At 33.8% G+C, this 3,963-nt stretch carries 5 protein-coding genes and 3 pseudogenes; 7 read left to right on the forward strand and 1 reads right to left on the reverse strand.

Features of this window, described 5'->3' with window-relative positions; genetic code table 11:
- Window positions 1-155: 155 nt before the first annotated feature.
- From repC to ABD915_RS08950, 5 genes and pseudogenes are all read left to right on the forward strand, one after another.
- A complete protein-coding gene (gene repC / locus ABD915_RS08930) occupies window positions 156-425 on the forward strand; it encodes a replication initiation protein RepC (RefSeq protein WP_345117509.1) in 270 nt (89 codons plus the stop codon).
- A 113-nt stretch (window positions 426-538) separates the two neighbouring features.
- On the forward strand, window positions 539-676 hold the full coding sequence (locus ABD915_RS08935) for a hypothetical protein (RefSeq protein WP_345117511.1): 138 nt from the start codon (window positions 539-541) through the stop codon (window positions 674-676).
- 263 nt (window positions 677-939) lie between these two features.
- Window positions 940-1,152: pseudogene (locus ABD915_RS08940) on the forward strand (recombinase family protein); the annotation flags it as partial.
- Between the two features lie 158 nt (window positions 1,153-1,310).
- Window positions 1,311-2,003, forward strand: coding sequence for a nucleotide-binding protein (locus ABD915_RS08945; protein WP_345117513.1), 693 nt, complete (start codon window positions 1,311-1,313; stop codon window positions 2,001-2,003).
- Window positions 2,000-2,323, forward strand: coding sequence for a hypothetical protein (locus ABD915_RS08950; protein ID WP_345117515.1), 324 nt, complete (start codon window positions 2,000-2,002; stop codon window positions 2,321-2,323). Before ABD915_RS08945 ends, ABD915_RS08950 begins: the two co-directional genes overlap by 4 nt.
- A gap of 108 nt (window positions 2,324-2,431) precedes the next feature.
- Here ABD915_RS08950 and ABD915_RS08955 read toward each other — a convergent pair.
- Window positions 2,432-2,787 (reverse strand): annotated as a pseudogene (locus ABD915_RS08955) (helix-turn-helix domain-containing protein).
- An 867-nt stretch (window positions 2,788-3,654) separates the two neighbouring features.
- On the opposite strand from ABD915_RS08955, the pseudogene ABD915_RS08960 reads away from it, so the two are divergent.
- A pseudogene (locus tag ABD915_RS08960) lies at window positions 3,655-3,846 on the forward strand (hypothetical protein); the annotation flags it as partial.
- 45 nt (window positions 3,847-3,891) lie between these two features.
- A partial coding sequence (locus ABD915_RS10345) for a MerR family transcriptional regulator (protein ID WP_486303703.1) occupies window positions 3,892-3,963 on the forward strand: 72 nt, incomplete at its 3' end.

A 3,963-nucleotide genomic window follows, 5' to 3' on the forward strand; every position in this document is an offset into this window, starting at 1 on the left:
AGCCTGTGGAGAGGAAGGCTCTGGCCAATGTCTTGTGACTTTGGTGAAACCAGCCTCGAAGAAGCAGGAAATCAACAGTAGATGTAATCAGAAATGAGAATATTTACGTAAGTTTGATAGAACGGTTGCAATCGGAAAGGGATTTGATTGGATCTATGGAATTTTTAGCTAAAATGAATAGGATTTCTCCCCACGCTGTGGAAGAAGCTAAAAGAAACATGGGAATTAAAAGAGCTGCTCTGGCTATCGCTATCATCTTCGAAAAATATTGCAGGGAATTGGTGAAATCTCCAGGTGGATATTTACGAGGCATGATTGGCAAAGAAAATCAAGGAAAACTTTATCTTGAACGTTCTTTTTATGCCTTGCTCAATAAAGCTTCTGAGGAAAAACTGAATAGCTGGCACATGAAAAAAACGAGCTAACAAAATCTAAAGATCAAAAAATTCTTTTTTCAAATCAGAATTGAATGAAGTTCTCAAAGCTTTAAACATGCAAACAGATTCAAAACAAATCGTACCATAAAAAGGAGGAAACAATGTCTGATGAAGCAAAAGAAATGAAAGAAATGTTATCAATATACAAGCCATCATCTGATATGATGCAATTGTTTAATATTATACCGTCTTTGTTTTTAGTTTTTCTTTTAGTGATGAGGATGATTTTCAAAAAATAGTAAATGTATTTTTGATTAAGTTACGTGATTCACAATCGGATTTCAAATACGAATTCGGTATATACAAAAACCACTTTAAATTTAACTAATTATTGCTATGGTGTAATATTAACAAAATTAAGAAAAGAAGAAACCAAAATTTTTTAATCGAATGGAGAAAGAGATTGATTAACCAAAACCCTGCGGGGGGTATTTTATGCGACCTCTCTCCCCGAAAGAGAGATATATACGAGATGCTTTTATTTCGCAATTACTTTTTTTAAATAGCAACTATTTTAGGTATGGTAGCGCAAATTGAAAGACATTTAATTCAAGAGCGCACAAAATAAGCTTTAAATGTTGGTTTATCACAGAGCCGTATTGCTAAGACATTAGGAGTTAGTGTGAATACTTTGCGCTTATTCATTGAACGCAAAAATATCAAGCCAACAAAAATTAAGCCACTCATTACCATGCCAAGAGTATTGGAGAATTAAGGTAAACTAAGCTGGTACTGTTTACATATCGGAATATGTAAATAATAAATATTTGTTATGTACGTACAAAATACGTAATATTTTTTTTGTAATTAATAAATATGTAATAAATATATGTTATTTATTCAGTGTTTATTCACTAAATAAGGAATGTCTCAATGCCAGTCATTACTATGTGTTCCACAAAAGGTGGTGTTGGAAAATCAACAATGGCATTAGTATTAGCTAATGTTTTTGCTAAAGCTGGATCTAAGGTAAAATTAATTGATGCTGACCCAAATCAACCTCTTGTGACATGGATGAAAAGATCTATGGATACAATGCCAAATAACATAGAAGTTTCTGGAAATATTACAGAACAGAATATTGTTTCTTGCATTGATGATGCTGTAGAACGGTTTCCATTTGTTATCGTTGATCTTGAAGGTTCTGCAAATCTTGCGGCTTCTTTTGCTATAGGAAGAGCTGATTTAGTTTTAGTTCCTATGAGAAAAAAACAACTTGATGGAGACCAAATAGGAAAAATTATCGCTTTGATAACACAGCAGAGTCAATTTTTTAAAAGAGAAATACCTTTTCGTATTGTATTTTCAATGACGAATGCCTTAAACAGTCGCGAAGCCCAGCATATAGAGAAAACATTAGAAAAAGCTAATATTCCTATTTTACACGCTTCGTTAACGGAAAGAGGAGCTTATAGCGCTCTTTTCCAAATAGGGGGCTCTCTCTTTGATTTATCATCTTCTGATGTAAATAATCCTCAAGCCGCACAAGAAAATGCAACGATTTTTGCTAATGCTGTTGTAGAAATATTGGACCGTGAAAATTTATTAAAGGGTAAAGTAGCATGACAAAGAGGGCTGAAATTCCATTGCCGAATTTTGAAAATTTACAACCGTTCACAAAGGCACAAAAAGTAAATGAACAAGAGTTAGACAAGATAGGTCAAAAAAATGGTTTTACGACGCGTCATAGCATAGAAAAAGCACATACTAGTGGAAGTGGTCGCAGACGGCGTAGCTTAAAAACCGCACGATTAACACTTGCTCTTGAACCAACAGTAAGAGATGAATTTTGGTCTTTAGCCGATGATCTTAATGAAGATGGTGGTGATTTTCTTAATCTCCTTATTAAAAATTATATAAATAGTAATTACACACAAAATAAATAATGATTACTTATTATGTACGTACAAAATACATAGTAAATATTTAAATTTTTTGCAATTAAATGATTATTTATCAAATGGTTAAAGTGTCGTTTATCGTTTTAAAAAATTTTATTCGGCAATTAAGGACAAAATTGCTCTCTTTTTTTTAGGATTAAGTTGTCTAAAACCTTTTAAAAGGAAGTATTCTTCTTTATTGGAAATTCCTTCATAATCAGGGTATGAAAAATTTTTTTTAGGAGAAATATCGGTATAAAAAAGGAGATATCAACCTCGAGGATGTCAGCAATTTCTTGCAAACGTCCAGCTCCTATGCGGTTTGTAGCTTTTTCATATTTTTGGATTTGTTGAAAGGTTACTCCTAAGAGATCTCCTAATTGTTTTTGAGATATTTTTAACATTTCTCTTCTGAGGCGAATTTTTTTACCTACAGAAATGTCATTTAAATGTTGATTTTTTGTTTGCACTTTAAAACCCCCCTGCCGGTTGCGAGCGCCCTCGCATTGGTATTCCGGGAGTTAAAAGTACTGAATTATAGTCAGCTTTTTGCTTTTAGTGCTGGTAAGCACCTGGACATAACAAAAACTCCCGGAACTCCGGGAAGACCCACATAGTGAGCTAATTCTAACGCTATAATTTAAGGCTTTTAATCCCTTGTCGATCACTGCGTATGCAATCAACACATTGATTAATTCATAAAATAATTTCAGAAAATTGGCAATAAGAATAGTTTCTACTTACAAACTTTATTTTTTAATGAGAGGCTACCGCCTCTCAAACTCTCCGTACGCTCACCAAAATCATGAGATCAGATCCGCATTTATCGAAGGGATAACAATCCTATGTTCTTAGGGTCAAGGCAACCCCTTCGGGGCGCCTAACGGCGTCCTTGACCCAGAACATAACGGATTGTTTTATCCTTCTCACGCGGCTCCGAAATCATGATTAAAGGGTAGAGCTAAAAAGGGCGCTATAGTCAAAAGAAAAAGATAAAAATTATAAGGCATTTTGTGCTCTATATATTTGAAAAATATAGAAAAAATGTCAAAAAAAGATAATAAAACAGTTGACAATAAATGGGTATTTTGTTATATAAATACTTAAGTGATCAAAACACTAAACCTAAAGCGAATGGATTACGAAACAATCTTTCTCTGCTTTTCAAAAACTGACTGTCTTTTATGTTTTAAAAGCGTATAATGATTTTGTCGGGTGTAGTTATGTCATATAATACCTTTACGGGGAAAGCATAACAACAGACTTTAGGCTGTGTTTTGAGCACCCGACGTCTTTATAGGGCGTCAATTCAAAACGTTATCCTAAAGGAGTTCATTATGAACACGATCTCAAAAAAATATGAATTTACAAATGAAACCAAACAAGTTGGTGACTATACTCTTTATCGCATTAGATCATTAAGAGATTTTGGTAGCGTTAAAGCTGGTGATCTTGGTGGTTTTATTGAAAAGGAAGCCAACTTATCACATGATGGCAATTGCTGGGTTGGTGATAATGCGTGGGTTTACACAGTTTACTTGTAATCTATTTATATCTATGTAATAATACGTATTATGAATAGATTTGTTGGGATAGGTAAGGCCGCTCAAGCTTTGGGGGTTTCTATTAGCACTCTACGACGTTGG

Origin of the sequence: Bartonella jaculi, from assembly GCF_039543045.1 — a bacterium.
Taxonomy (GTDB): Bacteria; Pseudomonadota; Alphaproteobacteria; order Rhizobiales; family Rhizobiaceae; genus Bartonella; species Bartonella jaculi.

What these genes read in the sequence shown, in the direction of transcription:
- ABD915_RS08945 (WP_345117513.1), top strand. Translation starts at nt 1,311, where the DNA reads ATGCCAGTCATTACTATGTGTTCCACAAAAGGTGGTGTTGGAAAATCA.
- ABD915_RS08950 (WP_345117515.1), top strand. Translation starts at nt 2,000, where the DNA reads ATGACAAAGAGGGCTGAAATTCCATTGCCGAATTTTGAAAATTTACAA.
- ABD915_RS08935 (WP_345117511.1), top strand. Translation starts at nt 539, where the DNA reads ATGTCTGATGAAGCAAAAGAAATGAAAGAAATGTTATCAATATACAAG.
- repC (WP_345117509.1), top strand. Translation starts at nt 156, where the DNA reads ATGGAATTTTTAGCTAAAATGAATAGGATTTCTCCCCACGCTGTGGAA.